We start from the raw sequence: 19,268 nt of genomic DNA, 5'->3' as shown, positions 1-19,268 counted from the left end.
GCGGAAAAAGTCCCCCGGCCCGCGTGTGTGAGCCGCGCGCAGAGGGGTAGTCGCCCGGCATCGAACGAGGCATGCATGACCTCCGCGGTACTCGTGACGGAAGGAGGTCCGTGACAGCGCACACTCGTAGCGCCCGGGCCGCTTCCCCCCGACACGGAGCGACCCGGCACGTAGAGGGCAGCGTCCTTCGGGCGCTGCCCTTCCCCAGTGCTCCGACGCGGCCGAGCGCCGCCCGCGATGCGGGTCAGCGGCGCGGCAGGCGGTGCAGTTCGACGTCCTCCAGACGTCCGCTGGTGGTCGTGGCGGTCATGTAGGTGCAGTACGGCTGGCGGCGCCGGTCGGTCGGCGATCCGGGGTTGAGCAGCCGCAGACCGGTGCCGGCGGTGGTGTCCCAGGGGATGTGGCTGTGTCCGAAGACCAGCACGTCGAGGTCGGGGAAGCGGGCGGCGCAGCGTGCCTCCCGGCCCTGGGCGGCGCCGGTCTCGTGGACGACGCCGAAGCGCAGACCACCGAGGTCGGCGCGGGCCACCTCGGGCAGCCGGGCCCGCAGCCCGGGTCCGTCGTTGTTGCCGTACACCGCGACGAGCCGCCGGCTGCGCGCCTCCAGCAGGCCGAGCGTGTCCGTGTCCACCCAGTCCCCCGCGTGCAGGACGACGTCGGCCCGCGGGATCTCCGCCAGCAGGGGCGCGGGCAGCTCCCTGGCCCGCTTCGGCAGGTGGGTGTCGGACATGAGCAGCAGACGCACGGATCCAGCCTAGCGGCACGGCGGCCTGAATGATCAGGTAAAACTGTTCAGGCAGAACTGGACAGTCCTACCTGTCGAACCTACCGTGGAGACATGGAAGCCGACGCCGAGGGGCCCGCCGCGGGCATCTCCGACTCCGCCGCCCGTGCCGCGCGCGAGCTGCACGTCGTCTTCAGCCGGCTGCGGCGGCGCATCCGGGAGGTCGCCCGGGACGAGGACCTCACGCCCTCCCAGGTGTCGGCGCTCACGCTGGTCGGCAAGCACGGTGCGGCCACCGCCAGCGCACTGGCGTCCGCCGAGGGCGTCCGGCCGCAGTCGATGGCGGCCACGCTGGCCGCCCTCGACCAGCAGGGACTGATCCGCCGCAGCCCCGACCCGGAGGACGGCCGACGCCAGCTCGTCACCCTCACCGAGGCCGGCCGCGCCCGCACCGAGGACAACCGGCAGGTCCGCGAGGAGTGGCTGGCCCGGGCCTTCCAGGACCGGTGCACCGCCGCGGAACGGGACACGGTCCTCGACGCACTCGCCCTGCTGGAGCGGCTGACCCGGCCGTGACCCCGGGCCCTGTCCGGCGGACCGTCGCACCCGCGTCCGCCGGAGCGCGTCCACCCGAGCAACCCGCACCACCCGACCGTCCGAAAGGCCCTCCCCCATGGCAGTCACCGCCCTCGACCCCCGCACCGCCCTCGTCGTGGTCGACCTCCAGGCCGGCATCGTCGCCGCGCCGACCCGCCCCTGCACCGGTTCCGACGTCGTGGCCCGCAGCGCCGAGTTGGCGACCGCCTTCCGTGCGCGGGACCTGCCCGTGGTGCTGGTCCGGGTCTCCTTCGCCGCGGACGGGGCGGACGCCGTGCCCGGCCGGACCGACGTCGGCGGCGCCGGCGGGCCCCGGCCCGAGGGCTGGGACGTCCTGGTCGACGAGCTCGCCGGTCACCCCGGTGACATCAGGGTCACCAAGCGCAACTGGGGGGCGTTCCACGGCACCGGACTGGACGTCGCGCTGCGCCGCCGGGGCGTCACCCAGATCGTGCTGACCGGCATCGCCACCAGTATCGGCGTGGAGTCCACCGCCCGGGCCGCGCACGAGCACGGTTACCACGTCACGCTCGCCACCGACGCCATGAGCGACATGGACGTGGACGCCCACCGCAACAGTGTCGAGCGGATCTTCCCGCGGCTGGGCGAGACCGGCACCACGGCCGAGATCCTGGAGCTGCTGGCCAAGACCCACTGCTGAGACCCCAGCGGTGTGGCGCCTCCACGGGGGCGGCAGACGGACGGGCCCGGACACGGGCCGCGCCGGCACGACGGCCGGCGCATCGACGATCTTCGGTCCCGGGGTGCGGTCAGTCCTCACCCCTGACGATGTTCGACTCCTGGCCCGCCTTCGGTGTGCGCGGGACGTCGCCGTCGTCGACGGCCGGCACCCACGTGCGCATGGCGCCACCCTCGCCGCGCAGGCGGCGGGCCGTCGACCAGCCCGTCTCCAAACGGCGGACGACGGGTTTCTCGCTGGTGTCCGCGATCACGGGGCATCATCTTCCTTCTGTGTCCGGTGCGGATCTCCTTCGGGTCCCCGGACATGTGCCGGTGAAACGGGCGCTTGTTCCTTCCCGGGCCGGCCTGCCCACCGGACGGCCCGGGGGTGCGGGATCAGCCGCCCAGCGCGATCTCGCTCCAGACCTGCTTGCCGCCGCTGACCGGCAGAGTCCCCCACGTCGCCGACACCGCCTCGACCAGCAGGATGCCGCGCCCGCCGGTGGCCTCCCAGCCGATGCTGGTCGGCTTCACGGGTGTACGCGGCGACGCGTCCGCGACCGCGACGCGCAGCCGGCCGCCCACCAGCACGAGGTCGAGCCGGACCGCGCCGCCGGTGTGCACCAGGGCGTTGGTGACCAGCTCGGAGACGACCAGGAGCACGGCGTCGATGTCGGCCGCCGGCACTCCCCACGAGCGCAGGGTGCGGCCGGTGAAGCGACGGGCGTGCCGCACGGCCTCGGGCAGCCGCCACACCGTCCACGTCTCGCGCCGCGGGAGCGTCTCCATGCCGTCGTAGCGCACCAGCAGCAGGGCGACGTCGTCGCTGCGGGGGGCGTTGCCGAGCAGGGCGTCGGCGAGGAGACCGAGGTGGGCGGGATCGGACACGGACAGCGCGTGCGCGAAGCGGTCCATGCCCTCGTCGATGTCGGCGTCGGCGGACTCCACGAGCCCGTCCGTGGTGAGGGCGATCAGGGTGCCGGGCCGCAGCCGGAGCGGGCTCATCGGGAAGTCGGCCTGCGCCACCACACCGAGCGGCGGGCCGCCCTCGGCCTCCGCGATCTCCGTGGTGCCGTCGGGGTGGCGCAGCACCGGTGGCAGGTGTCCCGCGCGGACGCACCAGGCGGAGCCCTCCTCCATGTCCAGGTCGACGTAGGCGCAGGTGGCGAAGAGGTCGGTGCCCATGTCGGTCAGCAGCCGGTTGGCCCGGGAGACGACCACGTCGGGCGGGTGGCCCTCGACGGCGTAGGCGCGCAGGGCGGTGCGCATCTGGCCCATGAGGGTGGCGGCGCCGGCGCTGTGGCCCTGGACGTCGCCGATGACCAGGGCGACGTGGTGGTCGGGCAGCGGGATGACGTCGTACCAGTCACCGCCGAGCTCCAGGCCGGCCGTGCTGGGCAGGTAGCGGGCGACGGCGACCGCGCCGGGCAGTTCCGGCAGGCGGCGCGGGAGCAGCTGGCGCTGGAGCATGCCGACGAGTTCGTGCTCGGCGTCGAAGGCGTGGGCGCGCATCAGCGCCTGTCCGGCCAGACCGGCGGAGGCGGTGAGCAGCGCGCGCTCGTCGGGGCCGAAGTCGTGCGGGGAGTCCCAGCCGATCAGGCAGACGCCGGCCGTACGGCCCGCGGCCGGCAGCGGCAGGACGGCCAGGCCGCCGGGGCCGACGTCGGCGAGCGCGGGTTCCAGCGCGGTGCCGGCGGGCCAGATCCGGGCGCGGCCCTCGCGCAGCGCCGAGGCGAGGGTGGGCATGGCGCGGACGGGCGCGTCGGGCCACTCGGTGCGCCACTCCAGCCGCCACAGCTCGGGCCACGACTCCGGTTCGGGCGGGTCGAGGACGGTGACCACGAGCCGGTCGTTCTCCAGCTCGGCCAGGGCGATCCGGTCGGCGCGCAGGGGCCTGCGCAGGGCCGCGACCACGGCCTGGCTGACGTCCCGGACGGTGCCGGCCGTGGCGAGCGCGGCGGCCAGGCGCTGCACGCGGGCGACGTCGGTCACGTCGGGGCGCAGGGTGGAGGCGTCGGCGACGGTGCCGACGAGGCGGGCCGGCCGTCCGTCGCCGCCCGGCAGCAGACGCCCCCGCAGCCGCAGCCACTTCGGCGGGCCGGTGGGCCGCAGCACCCGGAACTCCAGCTCCCGGTCCCCGATGGTCATGTGGCCGGCCTCCACCACCGACATCAGGGAGGGCAGGTCCTCGGGCACGGTCAGGCCGAGCAGCGTCTCGACCCTCCCGTCGAAGTCGCCCGGGGCGAGGTCGAACAGCCGCAGGATGTCGTCGCCGACCTCGACCCGGCCGGTGTCCATGGCCAGGGAGAACGCGTCCGGCCGCAGTTCCCGGCTCTCGGCGGCGACGGGCGGGGCGGGGCCGACGACGGCCTCGGCAACCAGGCGCAGACAGGCCCGGTCCTCGGGGCCGAAGCCGCCCGGGCATTCGGTCAGGGCGAGGAGACAGCCGCCGTCACCGGGCACGGGCAGGGCGGCGAGGGAAAAGCCGCTGGACGGCACGTGCCGCGACTCGGCGGACCCGGCGAACTCCGCGGGACCGAGCCACACCGCGGTACCGGCCCGGTGGGCGTCGGCGACCGGGGAGCCGCCGTCCGCGGGATAGCTGTCGCGCACGCCGTACAGCGTCCTCGGCACACCGACCGACTCGGCGAGGCAGAGCAGTTCGCGGTCCTCGCCGGGCGTGTACACGGCGGCGAAGGCGGCCCCGCCGAACACGAGCGCCTGTTCGAGGACGCGGCGCAGTCGCCCACCCCGGTCCGGGACGGACGCGACGGCCTTCAGGGCACCCTCGGCACGCAGCGTTCTCGTCCCGCGTTCCGCAGCGCCCTCTCCGACCACGTCGCCATTACAGCGCGTATGGGACGGCCGCGCAGCCCCTGCGAACGGGGAACCCGCGATCCTGCCGGGACAGAGGGACACGCCCCGCGGGTGGGCCGGGGGTGTCGGGGATGCGCGGGGGCGCCGCGCCGGTCGGGGGCGTCCCTGAGCGGGGCGTGCGCCGGTCCGGCCCTCCCCCCGGAGGGCCGGACCGGGTCCGTGTGGCCGCGCGGGGCGGCGGGGCCAGCAGATGTCACCGGGTCCACGCCGGGCCGCGACCGGTCCACCCCGCCGGACCCCGTGCCGTCACGAGCGTCAGCGGCCCCGGGCCGTGACCGGCCCGGGGTCAGCGGTCCTCATGCCGTGCGCCGGCGTCGGCGACCCCCGTTCCGTCACCGGCACCGGAGTCCTCACCGCCGGCCTGCTCGCCCGTGCCGGCTCCCGCACCGCCCACCGCGTCGCCGCCGCCGGCGTCCGCTCCACCCGCCGCGCCGGTGTCGCCGAGCGAGGCGCCGACCGCCTCCAGGGCCGCGGTGACCGGCTGGAAGAAGGTCTCGCCGCCCACCGTGCAGTCGCCGCTGCCGCCGGACGTGAGGCCGATCGCCAGGCCGTCTTGCGTGAAGAGGGAGCCTCCGCTGTCCCCGGGTTCGGCGCACACGTCGGTCTGGATGAGGCCGGTGACGGTGCCCTCGGGGTAGTTCAAGGTCGCGTCCAGGCCGAGGACCTGCCCGTCGGCCAGTCCGGTGGTGCTGCCCATCCGGAAGACCTGCTGTCCGACCGTCGCCTCCGCAGCGCCCGTGATGGCGACAGTCCGGTTCCCGACGTTCACCTCGCTCGGCGCCTCGGTCGCGGGGTCGTCGTACCTGACGAGGGCGAAGTCGCCCCGGCCGGGGAACAGCGCCTGGTCGACGGTGGCGATCGGCTGCCCGCCCTGCGCGTCGGACCACCGCGCGGCGGCGACCCCGCAGTGACCGGCCGTCAGGAAGGCGGGCGAGCCGTCCCCCGCGGTTACGTTGAAGCCGAGCGAGCAGCGCGCGCCGCCGCCGAAGACGGCGTCCCCGCCGGACACGTACGTGGTGAACGCCCCGCCGGACTTCTTGAGGGTGGCCGTGCCCGGGCCGAGGCTCTCGACGGTGGACTCCAGCCGGTCCCACGCGGCTCCGGTGACGGTGCGGTCCGCGGTGACGAGGATCCTGTTGGTCCGGGGGTCGACGGCCCACGAGGTGCCGGGGATCGTCGCCTCGGTCTTCAGCGTCCGTGCGCCGGCGCTCAGTTCGGCCATGCTGTTGTCCACCTCGCGGACGGCCGCGCCCGCCTTCTCGGCCCGCGCGGCGGCGTCGTCGTCACCGCCGGCCACGACGTTGACGACGAGCTGCCGCTTGCCGGCGTCGTAGTAGGAGCCGGCGAAGGCGTCGCCGAGCAGTCCGGGGAGCCGTGCGGCGAGGTCCGAGGCGTCCGCCGCCCTGAGTGTCCGCGGCGCCGCGGCGGTGGCGCCGGAACCATCGCCGTCCTGCGAGGCGTTGGCGTGCGGCAGCAGGAGGGCGGCCGCGCCGAGCGCCACCACTGAACCTGCCGCCATCGCGGCCCTGCGCTTCGGGATTCGCTTGTGACTCAAACTTCTCGACCTCCTGGGACGGGGTCCGTGCCGCCGGTGGGCAGCTGTCGGGGGGGCGCCTGGACGGCTGTTGGTACGCACGGGCCGCACGGGCCGTTCAATCCCGCCGGTTCACCACATTCCGCGTCCGGGCGGTGACGCTGCGTCGAACTCGCGGAGCGGAATCCCGCCTTCAGGGAATCTGCACATCGATTGCCCAACCCGGTCACCCCGACCGGCCGTTCTCCACAAGCCACGGATGCCGGGCACGCCATTGGGGCAGGAGTGCCGGATTCGCGGCGGCACGGACAAGGGGCCGGACGGCCCGACGACCCGCCCGGTGTGAAGAAGTCGCCGCGAAGACGTGCGCGGTCCTGCACGTATCGGCGCCCCGGCGTCGCAAGTGTCCAGGTCGGAGGGGTGATTGATTGGAAGGGCCGACCGGCCGCGTGCTTTGATCCATCGCACCGCGGGGGCCGCGGAGGGCTCCGGAACCAGGGCGCCCCGGTCGCCGCGGTCGCGGCCGTCATCTGTCCCCAGAGGGGGCCGCTCCCCCCTTGTGAATTGGCTATATGAAGGGAAGTTCCATCATGAACTCCACCCCCCGTGTCGAGACCGTCGAGATCTCCGACGCCGAGCTCGACAACGTCTCCGGCGGTCTGAACGTGAACGCCGTCGGCACCGTCACCGGTCTGGTGGACGGCATCGCCCCGGTCTCGGGTCTGCTCAACACGGCCGTCGGCACCGTCGAGGGTGTCACCGGCCTGAACACGGCCCCGGTCACCAACCTGGTCGCCGGTCTCTGATCGCGCCCTTGTGCCGCTGAGTCCCGGAGCCGTAACCCGGCTCCGGGACTTTTCGGCGGTTTCCCGACGGTTTCTTCGCGCTCTCCTGGGATACGTCCGACGTGCAGTTCCGCCAACAGGCCCTCGCCAAACTCCAGTCACCGGAGGAGCTCGACCTTCCGGTGCGTTTCGCCCGCCCGCAGGGCTGGCTGGTGCTGTCCGTGACCGTCGTCGCGATGGCCGCCGCGTCCGTGTGGGCGGTGACCGGCTCGGTGGCCTCGACGGTCGGCGCGCCCGCCGTCCTGACCCACGGGCAGGGCAGTTACGTCCTGCAGAGCCCGGTGTCCGGCCAGGTCACCGCGGTCCTCGTCCGTCAGGGTGAGCGGCTGGCCGCCGACTCGCCCGTGCTGAAGGTCCGCACCGCGGAGGGCGAGACCGTCGTCCGCTCGCTCGACGCGGGCCGCGTCAGCGCGCTCGCCGCCTCCGTCGGCCAGATCATCGGGACCGGCGCGAACGTCGCGTCCATCGAGAAGGTCGCCCACGCGGGCGACCCGCTGTACGCCACCGTCTACGTCCCCGCCGAGAACGCCGGGGCCATTCCCGCCGACGCCCCGGTCGACCTGACCGTCCAGTCGGTGCCGGCCCAGGAGTTCGGGGTGCTGCACGGCCACGTGAAGTCGGTGGACCGCTCGGCCCAGTCGGCCCAGTCGATCGGCGCGTTCCTCGGGGACGGCCAGCTCGGCGAGCAGTTGACGAAGGACGGCCGGCCGGTGGCCGTGACGGTCCGCCTCGACACCTCGTCGTCCACGAAGAGCGGCTACGCGTGGTCGTCCGCGGACGGGCCGCCCTTCGAACTGACCTCCATGACGCCGGCCACGGGCTCCATCCGGCTGTCCGGGCAGCGTCCCGTCGATTGGCTGCTGCCGTGAGTACCGCGACCGACACCCGGGGCAGACGCCGTGCCGCCCCGCCGAGCCGCAAGGTGCCGAGGAGCCGGGCGAAGACCGTCCGTACCCCCACCGTGCTCCAGATGGAGGCCGTGGAGTGCGGCGCCGCCTCCCTCGCGATGGTGCTCGGCCACTACGGCCGGCACGTCCCGCTGGAGGAGCTGCGCATCGCCTGCGGCGTCTCCCGCGACGGCTCGCGCGCCAGCAACCTCCTGAAGGCGGCACGCGGTTACGGCTTCACCGCCAAGGGCATGCAAATGGATCTCGCCGCCCTCGCCGAGGTGACGGCGCCCGCCATCCTGTTCTGGGAGTTCAACCACTACGTCGTCTACGACGGCATGGGCCGGCGCTTCGGCCGGCGCGGGGTGTTCATCAACGACCCGGGCAAGGGCCGCCGTTTCGTGTCCCTGGAGGACTTCGACGGCAGCTTCACCGGGGTCGTGCTGACCATGGAGCCCGGCCCGGACTTCGCCCGGGGCGGCCGCAGGCCGGGCGTGCTCGGCGCGATGCCGGCCCGGCTGCGCGGGACCGCGGGCACGCTGCCGGCGGCCGTGCTGGCGAGCCTGCTGCTGGTGGCGGTGGGCGCGGCGGTGCCCGCGCTGAGCCGCACCTACATCGACATGTTCCTGATCGGCAAGCAGACCTCGCTGCTGGGCGTGCTGTTCGCGTCCATGGCGGCGTGCGTCCTGCTCACGGTGGTGCTGACCTGGCTCCAGCAGGCGAACCTGCTGCACGGCCGCATCATCTCCTCCACCCTCTCCAGTGCCCGCTTCCTGCGGCACCTGCTGCGGCTGCCGGTGACGTTCTTCTCGCAGCGCAGCCCGGCCGACCTGGTGCAGCGCCTGCAGTCCAACGACGCCGTCGCCGAGACCCTGGCCCGCGACCTGGCGGCGGCGGGTGTCGACGCGATCGTCGTCGTGCTGTACGCCGTGCTGCTGTACACGTACGACCCGCAGCTCACGTTCGTCGGCATCGGCGTGGCGCTGCTCAACATCGTCGCGATGCGGGTCGTGGTCAGACTGCGCGCCACCCGGACGGCGAAGCTGCGGGCGGACACGGCGCGGCTGACCAACACGTCGTACACCGGTCTTCAGCTCATCGAGACGATGAAGGCCACCGGCGGTGAGGACGGCTACTTCCGCAAGTGGGCCGGGCAGCACGCCACCACGCTGGAGGAGCAGCAGCGGCTCGGGGTGCCCAGTGCCTGGCTGGGGGTGGTCGCGCCGACGCTCGCCACGGTCAACAGCGCGCTGATCCTCTGGATCGGCGGCATGCGGGCGGTCGAGGGGCACATCTCCATCGGTCTGCTGGTCGCCTTCCAGGCGCTGGTCACCCGCTTCACGGCCCCGCTGACCCGGCTGAACGGCGTCGCGGGTCGCATCCAGGACTTCGCGGCCGACGTGGCCCGGCTGAAGGACGTGGAGAACTTCCGCACCGACCCGCTGTACGCCCGCCCCGGCGGCGGCGACTCCACGCGCCGGCTGCACGGCCATGTCGAGCTGGAGAACATCTCGTTCGGCTACAGCCCCCTCGACAAACCGTTGCTGACCGGCTTCGACCTGACCGTCGGACCGGGGCGGCAGGTGGCCCTCGTCGGCGGCTCGGGCAGCGGCAAGTCCACGGTGTCCCGGCTGATCTCCGGGCTGTACACCCCGTGGGAGGGCGTGATCCGCATCGACGGGCAGCGCCTCGAGGACATTCCGCGCGGGGCGCTGGCGTCCTCCGTCTCCTTCGTCGACCAGGACGTCTTCCTCTTCGAGGGCTCGGTGCGCGACAACGTGGCCCTGTGGGACCCCTCGGTGCCGGACGACGCCGTGGTGGAGGCGCTGCGGGACGCCGCGCTGTACGACGTCGTGATGCGCCGTCCGGGCGGCATCCACAGCCGGGTCGAGCAGGACGGCCGCAACTTCTCCGGCGGGCAGCGCCAGCGTCTGGAGATCGCGCGGGCGCTGGTGCGCAGGCCCAGCATCCTGGTCCTGGACGAGGTGACCAGCGCGCTGGACGCGGAGACCGAGCTGGTGGTGATGGACAACCTGCGCCGGCGGGGCTGCGCGTGCGTGGTCATCGCGCACCGGCTGAGCACCGTGCGGGACAGCGACGAGATCGTCGTCCTGGCGCACGGCACGGTCGTGGAGCGCGGGCGGCACGAGGAACTGGTGGCGCGCGGCGGGGCGTACGCGGCGCTGGTCGGGGAGCGGTGAGATGACGACGGTGCACGAAGGGCAGGGCGATCTCGTCCTCGGCGCGCTCGGCTCCCTGGGCACGCGTGTGGACTGCGCCGGGTTCACCCGTCTCGACCTGGAGGGCCCCCAGGTGCTCTGGCTGGTCGTGTCCGGCGCGGTGGACCTGTTCGCGGTGGACGCCGGGCAGCAGGGACACTGGCACCACCTGGGCCGCCTGGAGGCGGGTTCGGTGCTGCTCGGACCGGTGGCCGGCCCGCAGCACACACTGGTCGCCCGGCCCCTGCGGGACTGCGTGGTGCACCGCATCGGGCTGCGCGAGCTGTACCAGCCGGCGCACACGCAGACCTGGTCGTACGACGAGTACGGCAACCCGCGGTACGTGCCGCCGACAACGAGCCCGCTGGAGTACGCGCTCGCCCTGGGCGTCGGGCGCAGTCTGGCCATCCTCTTCCAGGCGCCGATGGCCTCCGAACGGGCGGCGGCCCCCACGGACGACGACGTCTTCTGGATGCAGGTCCCGCCCGGCAGCGTGCAGTACGGCGCCGTGTACGGCGACGAGGCGGCCGCCGACCTGCTGATGGATCCCGCGCTGTGGCAGAGCATGGTCGACCAGCAGTACCGGCTGCTGACCACCCTGGACCGCTGGATCGAGCAGCTGGAGCGCAGCCACGAGACGCGCACGGCGGCCGGTATCAAGGCCGGTGAGGCGGTACGCGCCCGGGCCGACCGGACACTGCTCGCCTCCATCGGCAGGCGGCCGGACAAGCGGGCCACGGCCGCCGACACCGACGCCACCCACGCGGCCTGCGCGCTGGTCGCCCGCGCGGCCGGGATCACGCTGGCCGAGCCCGCGCAGAACAGCACCGAGAGCGACCGGCTCGACCCGGTCGAGCGGATCGCCCTCGCCTCCGGCGTCCGGACCCGGGCCGTACGGCTGGACGGCCGCTGGTGGCGGGACGACGTCGGGCCGCTGGTCGGTCACCGTGCCCTCTCGGGCGCGCCGGTGGCACTGCTGTGGCGGCGCGGCGGCTACGTGGCCGTCCACCCGGCGACCGGCCGGGAGACACCGGTCGAGAAGGCCAACGCCGAGGAGTTCGAGCCGCGCGCGGTGATGTTCTACCGGCCGCTGCCCGAGCGCCGGCTCGGTCCGCTGGGGCTGCTGCGGTTCTGTCTGCGGGGCACGCGCGGTGACCTGGCGGGCCTGCTGCTCGCCGGGCTGGTGACGGTGGCGATCGGCGCGCTGGTGCCGGTCGCGACCGGCAAGGTGCTCGGCGAGTTCGTGCCGAAGGCCCAGACCGGGCTGATCGTGCAGGTGTGTCTCGCGGTGATGCTGAGCAGTGTCGTCGCGGCGGCGTTCACGCTGTTGCAGAACCTCACGATCCTGCGGCTGGAGGGCCGTATCGAGGCGACCCTCCAGCCGGCCGTGTGGGACAGGCTGCTGCGGCTGCCGACCCGGTTCTTCACCGAGCGCTCCACCGGTGAGCTGGCGAGCGCGGCCATGGGCATCAGCGCGATCCGCAGACTCCTCGCCGGGGTCGGTCCGACGGTGGCCCAGTCGGTGACCGTCGGGGCCATGAACCTGGGGCTGCTGCTCTGGTTCAGCGTGCCGATGGCGCTCGCGGCGATCGGCATGCTGGTGGTCGTCGCCGGCGTCTTCCTGGGCCTCGGGCTGTGGCAGGTGCGCTGGCAGCGGCGGCTGGTGCGGCTCACCAACAAGCTGAACAACCAGGCCTTCCAGACCCTGCGCGGACTGCCCAAGCTGCGGGTCGCGGCGGCCGAGAACTACGCCTACGCGGCCTGGGCGGAGCGGTTCGCGCACAGCCGTGAGCTCCAGCAGCGGGCCGGGCGCATCAAGAACCTCAACGCGGTGCTCGGCGCGGTGTACCTGCCGCTGTGCACGCTGCTGATGTTCATGCTGCTGGCCGGACCCGCCCGCGGCTCGATGTCGGCGGCTGCTTTCCTCACCTTCAACACCTCGGTGACGATGCTGCTGACCTCGGTCACCCAGCTCACCGGTGCGTTCGTGTCGGCGGTGGCGGCGCTGCCGCTGTTCGAGGAGATCAAGCCGGTGCTGGAGGCGGCACCCGAGGTGCGCACCGGGAGCACCCGGCCGGGGCCGCTGTCCGGGGCCATCGAGGCGCGGCGGCTGTCGTTCCGGTACTCCGACGACGGGCCGCTGGTCCTGGACGACGTGTCGTTCGCGGTGCGGCCGGGCGAATTCGTGGCGATCGTGGGGCCCAGCGGCTGCGGCAAGTCGACCCTGCTCCGGCTGCTCATCGGCTTCGACCGCCCGCTGTCGGGCGGCGTCCTGTACGACGGCCAGGACCTGGCCGCCCTCGACCAGTCCGCCGTACGCCGTCAGTGCGGTGTGGTGCTCCAGCACGCGCAGCCGTTCACCGGCTCGATCCTGGACGTCATCTGCGGCACCGAGCCGTACACGCCCGAGGAGGCGATGGCGGCGGCCGAGATGGCGGGGCTCGCCGAGGACATCAAGCGGATGCCGATGGGCCTGCACACCATCGTCTCGGGCAGCGGGGCGGTCTCCGGGGGCCAGCGGCAGCGGCTGATGATCGCGCAGGCGCTGATCCGCCGGCCCCGCGTCCTGTTCCTCGACGAGGCGACCAGCGCCCTGGACAACGAGACCCAGCGCACGGTGATCGAGTCGACCAAGGCGCTGAACGCCACCCGGATCGTCATCGCCCACCGTCTGACGACGGTGCTGGACGCCGACCGCGTGATCGTGATGGAGGACGGCAGGGTCGCCCAGCAGGGTCCGCCGGCCGAGCTGCTGGCGGACACCAGTGGCCGGCTGCACGAGCTGGTGCGACGGCAGCTGGCCTGAGCCTCCGGTCCGGAGGTGCCCGGCCGGGGCACCATTGGACCGGCCCCTGAGTGGGTACCTGCGCCTTCATGCGAATCAGTGTGGTGGATGTCGGGTCGAACACCGTCCGGCTTGTGGTGGCGGACGCCAAGGGAGGCGTTCCGCTGCCGGTCCACACGGCCAAGTGGCGCCTGCGGCTGTCCCAGCAGGTCCCGCCGGGTGCTCCGGTCCCCGAGGAGGCCGTGGAGCGGCTGGTGGCGGCGGTCGCCGACGCGAGCCGCACCGCGGCCCGCTGGGGTGCGGCCGGCCCGCTGGCCTTCGCAACCGCCGTGGTGCGGGCCGCGCCGAACCGCCGGGAGGTGCTGCACACCGTCCGGACCCGCACCGGGGTCGCTCTGAGCACCCTGCCGGGCGAGGTGGAGGCCGAGCTGTCCTTCCTCGGCGCCCGGCGCTGGATGGGCTGGCGGTCGGGACCGCTCGCCCTGCTGGACATCGGCGGCGGCTCGCTGGAGGTCGCCTTCGGCCGGGGCCGGCTGCCCGACTTCGTGGCCTCGCTGCCGCTGGGCGCGGGACGCCTGACCCACGAGTTCCTCGCCGGCGGCCAGGACGCGCCGCAGCCGGAGCAGCTGCGGGCCCTGCGCCGCGCGGTCCGGCACCAGCTGCGGGACGTGGCGGCGCGGATCCGCTGGGAGGGGCCGCGCACCGCGGTGGCGACCTCGCGGACGTTCCAGCAGCTCGGGAGGCTGTGCGGGGCTCTGCCCGGACGGCACGGCCCCTTCGTCGAACGGCACATGACCTGCGCGGACCTCAAGCAGGCGGTGGGCCGGCTGGCCGGCCTGCCCGCGGCCGAGCGGGCCCGTCTGCCCGGCATTTCCGCTCCGCGGGCCGCACAGAGCCTTGCGGGCGCGGTGGTCGGGCACACGGTGATGAAACTGACCGGACTGGAGTCGGTGACGTTGTGCCCCTGGGCGATCCGTGAGGGCGTCCTGCTGCGGCACATCGAGGACGGGCCGTCCTGGTGGGCGGAGGTCGTCCGCCGCGACGAGGAGGAGCCCGCCGCCCCCGGCCCCGTGCCGCTGCGCATCGCGTCCGCGGCGGACTGACACCGCCGCAGGCCCCGGACGGGGCCGGCGGCAGCACCGAACCGAACGAGAAGAGGAGCGCTTCGTGTCCCACGACCACGACCGCAGTCACCAGCAGCCCGAGACGGCCGTCGAGGAGGTCATGCGCGAGATCGAGGAGGCCGAGACCCGGGACCCGGAGTCCGCCGGGGAGCGGCGGCACCGGGGCGAGGCGGGCGACGCCACCTCCCCGAACGTCGAGGCGCAGGAGCAGTCCGGCGAGGAGTAGGGCGGCGGCACGGGTGCCCGGCGCGGCGCGGATGCGACGGCGTGTCCCGGGTACCCGCGACGCATGGAGAACGTCCGCCAAGAACCACAGCTGCCGACGGCCCGGGGCCCGCTCTCCGCGGCCGTCGGCTCGTATCTGCTCGGCACCGGCCCCCTGCCCCGCCCCGAGGACGTGACCGCCGCGTCACCGTACGGCGACGACCTGCAGCTCGCCCTGTACCAGTGCTACGAGCTGCACTACCGCGGTTTCGCCGGCGTGTCCTCCGGCCTCGAGTGGGACCCCGGCCTGCTGCGCACCCGGGCGGCGCTCGAGGACCGCTTCCTGTCCGCGCTGCGCGCCGACACACCGGTCCACGACAGTGTGGCGGACGCGGTCGGGGCGCTGCTGGTCGAGCCCGTCGACGGCAAGGGTGTCAGCCACTTCCTGCGGGACGAGGGCGAGCTGTGGCACCTGCGGGAGTACGCGGCCCAGCGCTCCCTGTACCACCTCAAGGAGGCCGACCCGCACGCGTGGGTGCTGCCGCGGCTGTGGGGCCGCGCGAAGGCGGCGATGGCGGCGGTGGAGTTCGACGAGTACGGCGGCGGCCGCGCCGACCGGGTGCACGCCCGGCTGTTCGCCGACCTGATGACGGACCTGGGGCTGGACACGACGTACGGGCGTCACCTCGACGCGGCCTCGGCCGAGTGCCTGGCCACCGTGAACATGATGTCCCTGTTCGGTCTGCACCGGGCGCTGCGCGGCGCCCTGGTCGGCCACTTCGCGGCGGTCGAGATCACCTCGTCGCCCGGTTCCCGGCGGCTCGCCGAGGCGATGCGCCGTACCGGTGCGGGGCCCGCCGCCGAGCACTTCTACGACGAGCACGTCGAGGCCGACGCCGTGCACGAGCAGATCGTCCGGCACGAGGTGATCGAGGGCCTGCTGGAGCAGGAACCCCAGCTCGCGGCGGACGTCGTCTTCGGCATCGACGCCACCGGCCACCTCGAGGACCGTTTCGCCGACCGGCTGCTCGCCGACTGGCGGGCCGGGCGGTCGTCCCTGCGCACTCCCCTGGCGGGCGTGCCCCGCGAGCCCGCCCGAACCTCCCATATTTCGTGACTGCGGGGGTACGTGGGTTTCGTGAATTTCATGGTGCTACCGGGCGTCTACGCCCCTCAGGAGGACACCGCCCTGCTGGTCGGGGCGCTGTCCGACGAGTCGCTGCCACCGGGCGCGGCCGTGCTCGACGTGGGGACCGGCTCGGGCGCCCTGGCGCTGGCGGCGGCCCGGCGGGGCGGCCGTGTCACGGCGGTGGACGTGTCACGGCGTGCGGTGTGGGCCGCCCGGCTGAACGCGGCGCGGGTGGGCGCCCGCGTCCGGGTCCTGCGCGGCAACCTCTTCACTCCGGTACGGGGCGAGGCGTTCGACCTCGTCCTGGCCAATCCGCCGTACGTCCCGGCGCCGGGCGCCGGGCGCCGGCCTCGCGGGGCGGCCCGGGCCTGGGACGCGGGCCACGACGGGCGGCTGGTGCTGGACCGGATCTGCCGGGAGGCGCCCGCCCTGCTGCGGCCCGGCGGGGTGCTGCTGCTCGTGCAGTCCGCGCTCAGTGACCCCGAGCGGACGGTCGCGCTTCTGCGGGACGCCGGCCTGAAGGCCGCGGTGACCAGGCGGCAGCGGATCGCCTTCGGCCCCGTGGTCCGCGGCCGGGAGCACTGGCTGCGGCAGCGGGGCCTGCTGTCCCAGGCCGACAACGAGGAGGAGCTGGTGGTCGTCCGTGCCGAACTCCCCGTCTGAACCGCCCCGCCGGATCACCGTCCAGCGCCGCGGGCCCATGCTCGTGGAGGGGCCGGTGGAGATCGAGCTGGAGGACGGCACGACGGTGTCCTCCGACCGCTTCCGGGTCGCCCTGTGCACCTGCCGCCGCAGCCGGCGCTACCCCTGGTGCGACACCAGCCACCGTGCGCGGTCGTCCGGGCGGGGCGACGGGCCGCCCGACGAGGGCCGAGTCACGGGTGACGGCGACGGTCACGGGTGACGGTGACGGTCACGGGTGACGGTGACGGGTGAGGGTGCCGGGGAACGGCGGACGGCCCCACTCCGTCCGCCGTCCCCGGTGCGGGACCGGCACCGTCCACGCGGCGGTGCTCGCACTCCCCAGCAGCGAGCAGCCGGTCACGTCGCGTGGACCGCGCGGTCCCGGTCTCTCAGAACGTGAAGACGCTCGTACTGCCCGCGTTCTTCACGCACTCGTTCGCGTAGGCGCGCTCGTAGGACACGCGCCGTCCCTGCCAGACCCCGTCGACGGTGACGACGACCGGGGCGTACTGCCGGGTGCACAGCACATCGGAGTCGCCCGCCAGCGCACCGAAGTCGCCGCCCGCGGCGCGCAGTTCCGCGCAGGCGGGGCCGGCGGCCGGGTGGGTGCCGGCGGCCGTCGGCGTACAGGTCAGGGTGACGGCGCGCAGCGGTGCGGCGGTGGCAGCGCTCTCTCCCTGCCCCACGGTCAGCACCAGGGCCGACGGGGCGTAGAGCGACGCGGGGGCGGTGGCCGGGGAGGCGATCGAGGCCCCTGCGAGGGGCCCGCAGACGGCGGTGGCCGTCAGGCCCAGAGTCGCTGCCCAGCGCGCGGTGTTCCGCATTGTGTGCATCCTTCCGCTCGGTTGGAGGGTGGTGCCGTACGGCCCGGTCGGTGCCGGACGGCGAGCGCGAGTCTGCCGAGTCCGCCGCCGAAAGACACATCGACCCCACGGATTTCAGTAACCTTGCGTGTTGAATCAGTGGCGGGAAGTCACGGAATTAGAACGTTCCAAGTCCGGAACGGGGCAGTTCTTGATCATGTGTGCTGGCCGGATGACGTGATCCGCGCTTTCGCCAATAGGCCGGAAACACTCCCGAAACAGTCCCCCACCCGCCGGATCAGCCCTGTCCCACCCGCGCGTAGGGTGCTGGCGGCGCGCTGGCTGGACGACGAGAGGCGGGACGTACGGATGGCGAAGCACTGGGCGGACTTCCAGTACGAGATCTACCTGAACGGGATGACGGGCGCGGTGCCGCGGCTGCCCACCGACCTGACCCGGCTGGAGGAGCTGACCGGGCACCGGCTCGGCCCCGGCCCCGTGGGGTACGTCGCGGGCAGCGCGGGCGACGGCTCCACGGCCCGCGCCAACCGGCGGGCCCTCGAGCGACGCCGGATCGTGCCGCGGATGCTGCGGGACGTGCACGAGCGGGACCTCTCGGTCGAGGTGCTGGGGCGCGCCCTGCCGGCCCCGCTGGCCCTGGCGCCGGTGGGCGTGCTGTCGATCATGCATCCGGACGCGGAGCGGGCCGCCGCCCGGGCCGCCGCCGCGCAGGGCGTGCCGTTCGTGCTGTCCTCGGCGTCCAGTACGCCGATGGAGCAGGTCGCCGAGGCCATGGGGGACGCCGAACGCTGGTTCCAGCTGTACTGGCCGAAGGACCGCGAGGTGGCCCGCAGCTTCCTCGGCCGGGCGCGGGCGGCCGGGTTCACGGCCCTCTTCGTCACCCTGGACACCCCGCTGCTGTCGTGGCGCCCGCGCGACCTGGACCAGGCGTACCTGCCCTTCCTGCACGGCGTGGGCACCGCCAACTACTTCTCCGACCCGGCCTTCCGGGCGGGTCTGGCGAAGCCGGTGCACGAGGACCCGAACGCGGCGGTGATGCACTTCGTCGGCATGTTCTCCGACCCGGCCAAGACCTGGCCGGATCTGGCGTTCCTGCGGGAGAACTGGGACGGCCCCGTCGTCCTCAAGGGGGTGCTGCACCCGGACGACGCCCGGCTCGCCGCCGACGCCGGGATGGACGGCGTGGTGGTCTCCAACCACGGCGGGCGTCAAGTGGCCGGTTCGATCGCGGCGGCCGACGCGCTGCCCGGCGTGGCGGAGGCGGTCGGCGACCGGCTCACCGTGCTGTTCGACAGCGGCGTCCGCACCGGCGACGACGTCTTCAAGGCGCTCGCGCTCGGCGCGCGGGCGGTGCTGCTGGGCCGCCCGTACGTCTACGGCCTCGGCCTGGACGGGCAGGCGGGCGTCGAGCACGTGATCCGCTGCCTGCTCGCCGAACTGGACCTGACGCTCGCCCTGTCCGGACACGCCTCCCCCACCACACCCGGTCCGGCCGACCTCGTCGAGGAGTCCGCCTGAGCGCCGGCCGGTGTGCGGGACCGCCCTCAGCGGCGATGGACGCTGACCGCGTATCCGCCTCCGTCGTAAGGGTCGGCGTCCCAGGTGGCGAAGCGGTCGGTGAGGGTGAGGAGGGCCGAGGCGCAGTGAGCGTCGTACTCCGCCAGGGTCAGGGTCGGCGGCACGGGAAGGTGGTCCCGGTCCAGGCCGAAACCGGCGACGAGCAGGCCGCCCGGGCGCAGGGCCCGGGCCAGCGTGGCGACGACGGCGGCCTCGGTGCCCGGAGCGAGGAGGGGGAAGACGTTGCCCGCGGCGACGACGAGGTCGAAACCGGGGGTGACGCCCGCGGTGGCCGGGTCGAACTCCGAGAGGTCGGCCCGCAGCCAGGTCAGCCGTGGCGCGTTCCGGCGTGCCACGGCCAGCATGGAGGCGTCGAGGTCCACCCCCACGCCGTCGTAGCCGAGGCCGGCGAGCTGGATCAGGACCCGCCCGGTGCCGCAGCCGGCGTCCAGCACGCGTGACCCGGGAGGCACGAGCGTGGCGCAGAAGCGCGCCTCGCCGTGTACGTCCCGTCCCTGTTCGGCGAGTTCCGCGAAACGAGCGGCGTACTGCTCGCCGGAGCTGCCACCGGTCAGCTTCTCCCATCGGTTCATGGCA

At 74.0% G+C, this 19,268-nt stretch carries 18 protein-coding genes; 12 read left to right on the top strand and 6 right to left on the bottom strand.

Annotated features, from left to right (window positions below):
- Window positions 1-244 precede the first annotated feature (244 nt).
- A complete protein-coding gene (locus tag AC0VYN_RS14300) occupies window positions 245-745 on the bottom strand; it encodes a metallophosphoesterase family protein (RefSeq protein ID WP_475536311.1) in 501 nt (166 codons plus the stop codon).
- A 93-nt stretch (window positions 746-838) separates the two neighbouring features.
- Here AC0VYN_RS14300 and AC0VYN_RS14295 point away from each other — a divergent pair, with 93 nt between their 5' ends.
- Window positions 839-1,300, top strand: coding sequence for a MarR family winged helix-turn-helix transcriptional regulator (locus tag AC0VYN_RS14295; RefSeq protein WP_386920636.1), 462 nt, complete (start codon window positions 839-841; stop codon window positions 1,298-1,300).
- A 97-nt stretch (window positions 1,301-1,397) separates the two neighbouring features.
- The gene (locus AC0VYN_RS14290) at window positions 1,398-1,982 is read left to right on the top strand and encodes an isochorismatase family protein (RefSeq protein ID WP_475536310.1); all 585 of its coding nucleotides are present in this window, start codon (window positions 1,398-1,400) and stop codon (window positions 1,980-1,982) included.
- Window positions 1,983-2,091: 109 nt separating this feature from the next.
- Here the strand turns inward: AC0VYN_RS14290 and AC0VYN_RS14285 are convergent, their stop codons facing one another.
- The 3 genes from AC0VYN_RS14285 to AC0VYN_RS14275 all read right to left on the bottom strand — a co-directional run bounded on the left by AC0VYN_RS14285 (window position 2,092) and on the right by AC0VYN_RS14275 (window position 6,434).
- Window positions 2,092-2,274 carry a hypothetical protein gene (locus tag AC0VYN_RS14285; protein WP_475536309.1) on the bottom strand — a complete coding sequence of 61 codons (183 nt, stop codon included), beginning with the start codon at window positions 2,272-2,274 and terminating at the stop codon, window positions 2,092-2,094.
- A 124-nt stretch (window positions 2,275-2,398) separates the two neighbouring features.
- Complete coding sequence (locus AC0VYN_RS14280; RefSeq protein WP_475536308.1) at window positions 2,399-4,840, bottom strand: SpoIIE family protein phosphatase; 2,442 nt, start codon at window positions 4,838-4,840, stop codon at window positions 2,399-2,401.
- 325 nt (window positions 4,841-5,165) lie between these two features.
- Window positions 5,166-6,434 carry a S1 family peptidase gene (locus tag AC0VYN_RS14275; RefSeq protein WP_475536307.1) on the bottom strand — a complete coding sequence of 423 codons (1,269 nt, stop codon included), beginning with the start codon at window positions 6,432-6,434 and terminating at the stop codon, window positions 5,166-5,168.
- A gap of 569 nt (window positions 6,435-7,003) precedes the next feature.
- Here AC0VYN_RS14275 and AC0VYN_RS14270 point away from each other — a divergent pair.
- From AC0VYN_RS14270 to AC0VYN_RS14230, 9 genes are all read left to right on the top strand, one after another.
- Window positions 7,004-7,219, top strand: coding sequence for a type A2 lantipeptide (locus AC0VYN_RS14270; RefSeq protein ID WP_475536306.1), 216 nt, complete (start codon window positions 7,004-7,006; stop codon window positions 7,217-7,219).
- A gap of 101 nt (window positions 7,220-7,320) precedes the next feature.
- Window positions 7,321-8,127, top strand: a complete 807-nt coding sequence (locus AC0VYN_RS14265) for a biotin/lipoyl-containing protein (protein ID WP_475536305.1) — start codon at window positions 7,321-7,323, stop codon at window positions 8,125-8,127.
- Window positions 8,124-10,346, top strand: a complete 2,223-nt coding sequence (locus AC0VYN_RS14260; protein ID WP_386920644.1) for an NHLP family bacteriocin export ABC transporter peptidase/permease/ATPase subunit — start codon at window positions 8,124-8,126, stop codon at window positions 10,344-10,346. The genes AC0VYN_RS14265 and AC0VYN_RS14260 overlap by 4 nt, the downstream gene beginning before the upstream one ends.
- A 1-nt stretch (window position 10,347) precedes the next feature.
- Complete coding sequence (locus AC0VYN_RS14255; RefSeq protein WP_475536304.1) at window positions 10,348-13,170, top strand: NHLP bacteriocin export ABC transporter permease/ATPase subunit; 2,823 nt, start codon at window positions 10,348-10,350, stop codon at window positions 13,168-13,170.
- Between the two features lie 68 nt (window positions 13,171-13,238).
- Complete coding sequence (locus tag AC0VYN_RS14250) at window positions 13,239-14,252, top strand: Ppx/GppA family phosphatase (RefSeq protein WP_475536303.1); 1,014 nt, start codon at window positions 13,239-13,241, stop codon at window positions 14,250-14,252.
- Window positions 14,253-14,316: 64 nt separating this feature from the next.
- Window positions 14,317-14,499, top strand: coding sequence for a hypothetical protein (locus AC0VYN_RS14245; RefSeq protein ID WP_475536302.1), 183 nt, complete (start codon window positions 14,317-14,319; stop codon window positions 14,497-14,499).
- Window positions 14,500-14,562: 63 nt separating this feature from the next.
- Window positions 14,563-15,594, top strand: a complete 1,032-nt coding sequence (locus AC0VYN_RS14240; RefSeq protein WP_475536301.1) for an iron-containing redox enzyme family protein — start codon at window positions 14,563-14,565, stop codon at window positions 15,592-15,594.
- A 30-nt stretch (window positions 15,595-15,624) separates the two neighbouring features.
- Window positions 15,625-16,269 carry a HemK2/MTQ2 family protein methyltransferase gene (locus AC0VYN_RS14235; RefSeq protein ID WP_475536300.1) on the top strand — a complete coding sequence of 215 codons (645 nt, stop codon included), beginning with the start codon at window positions 15,625-15,627 and terminating at the stop codon, window positions 16,267-16,269.
- On the top strand, window positions 16,250-16,510 hold the full coding sequence (locus AC0VYN_RS14230) for a CDGSH iron-sulfur domain-containing protein (protein ID WP_475536299.1): 261 nt from the start codon (window positions 16,250-16,252) through the stop codon (window positions 16,508-16,510). Before AC0VYN_RS14235 ends, AC0VYN_RS14230 begins: the two co-directional genes overlap by 20 nt.
- Before the next feature lie 169 nt (window positions 16,511-16,679).
- Here the strand turns inward: AC0VYN_RS14230 and AC0VYN_RS14225 are convergent, their stop codons facing one another.
- The gene (locus tag AC0VYN_RS14225) at window positions 16,680-17,114 is read right to left on the bottom strand and encodes a protease inhibitor (protein ID WP_475536298.1); all 435 of its coding nucleotides are present in this window, start codon (window positions 17,112-17,114) and stop codon (window positions 16,680-16,682) included.
- A gap of 348 nt (window positions 17,115-17,462) precedes the next feature.
- Here AC0VYN_RS14225 and AC0VYN_RS14220 point away from each other — a divergent pair, with 348 nt between their 5' ends.
- Complete coding sequence (locus AC0VYN_RS14220; RefSeq protein WP_475536297.1) at window positions 17,463-18,632, top strand: lactate 2-monooxygenase; 1,170 nt, start codon at window positions 17,463-17,465, stop codon at window positions 18,630-18,632.
- A 26-nt stretch (window positions 18,633-18,658) separates the two neighbouring features.
- On the opposite strand, the gene AC0VYN_RS14215 is transcribed toward AC0VYN_RS14220, so the two are convergent.
- Window positions 18,659-19,264: a class I SAM-dependent methyltransferase gene (locus tag AC0VYN_RS14215; protein WP_475536296.1), complete on the bottom strand. Its 606-nt coding sequence runs from the start codon at window positions 19,262-19,264 to the stop codon at window positions 18,659-18,661.
- Between the last annotated feature and the right edge of the window lie 4 nt (window positions 19,265-19,268).

Source organism: Streptomyces sp. 63XJN7_1_ISO-PGPR-S23-121, assembly GCF_056173025.1.
This window is presented reverse-complemented; position numbering and strand designations above follow the sequence as displayed.